At 43.3% G+C, this 1376-nt stretch carries 1 protein-coding gene; it reads left to right on the forward strand.

The window, feature by feature from the left end:
• The first annotated feature begins 392 nt into the window (after positions 1 to 392).
• The gene (locus A136_RS22850) at positions 393 to 1349 is read left to right on the forward strand and encodes an IS110 family transposase (protein ID WP_017064050.1); all 957 of its coding nucleotides are present in this window, start codon (positions 393 to 395) and stop codon (positions 1347 to 1349) included.
• The last annotated feature ends 27 nt before the right edge of the window (positions 1350 to 1376 follow it).

Genomic DNA, 1376 nt, shown 5'->3' on the forward strand with positions numbered 1-1376 from the left:
ATGTAGAGCGGCAGTCCAAAACCCATCAACATAAGTTTAGCGGATGTTTGACAACCAGGGGAATCCATGTAGCCGCGTTAAGTAGTGAGCAACGCCACCAAGAAACTTAACCATACCACCGTAAACACAAAACCCAACAATGGAATGAAAAATGCCAGGCGTTGGGAATCTGTCTTAAACGCTTTGTATGGATAATAAGCACTCCAATCGGGTAATGTGAGACCCAGGCTTTAGCTGCAACTAAAGCTTTCTATGTAGTAGTTCGTTTAAACGCTGGCTCCTCTATCGAGAGACCGATAACAAACATGAACGCTACATAGGACTTCAAGCATAAACCTCGAATAGTCGACTGGGTCTCGAACCCGCATTACGCAAGCATGAGTTAGCTTATTATGAATACCAAAATCAATCAAAGCATCAACGTTGGAGTTGATACCGGCAAAACACAATTAGACATCCACATCAGGCCACTAGACCTATTTTTCTCAGTAGAGAACAATGATAAAGGCATCAAAAAAGCACTCAAAACGATTAAGAGTCACAGTCCTGAACGAATCGTTATTGAAGCAACAGGCCGATTAGAAATGCCTTTTGTTCTTGCATGTGCAGAGGCTCAATTACCTATTGTCAGAGCAAACCCTGTCCACATAAAACGGTTCGCTGGTGCTATTGGCCGCAGAGCCAAAAATGATCGTTTAGATGCAGAATTGATTGCTCACTATGGAGAAGCAATCAAACCAGCTCTTACTGTCATAAAGCCAAAAAACATACGCCTAATGAGTGACTTAGTCATTCGCCGAAACCAGTTGTTATCCATGCAAACCATGGAAAAGAACCGAATCCAGATACTTCCCGCTTCTCTCCATCCGACTATCAAACCGATGCTAACCACGATAAAAAATCAAATCACCAAGTTAGAAGAAAAGCTCGTTAAACTCATTGAAGATAGCCCTGAATATCAGGCTAAAAACACAATATTGCAGAGCGTCCCTGGAATAGGAAACATTGCCGCTGCATCAATAATTAGCAACGTACCAGAACTTGGCTACATCACAAATAAACAAGCGGCATCACTAATTGGTGTCGCTCCAATAACACGCGAAAGTGGGCGCTACAAAGGTAAGCGCGTGATCCAAGGCGGTCGAGCGCAAGTACGCACAGTGTTATATATGGCAATGATGTCAGCCATGCAATGTAACCCCGTATTCAAAGCAACTTATGCTCGACTTGTAGCTGCCGGAAAGCCTAAGAAAGTCGCAATAATCGCGTGTGTTCGAAAGATGGTTGTGACTCTTAACTCTATGCTGAGAGATGGCGCCATGTGGGATGAAAACACTGCCAAAAATTAATCATTGACGCCATAGTCGTTTGTTAGG

It is taken from the genome of Vibrio crassostreae 9ZC13 (assembly GCF_000272045.2).
Taxonomy (GTDB): domain Bacteria; phylum Pseudomonadota; class Gammaproteobacteria; order Enterobacterales; family Vibrionaceae; genus Vibrio; species Vibrio crassostreae_C.

Excerpts from the sequence above, each read along its gene's own strand:
- A136_RS22850 (WP_017064050.1), top strand. The coding sequence starts at position 393 with ATGAATACCAAAATCAATCAAAGCATCAACGTTGGAGTTGATACCGGC.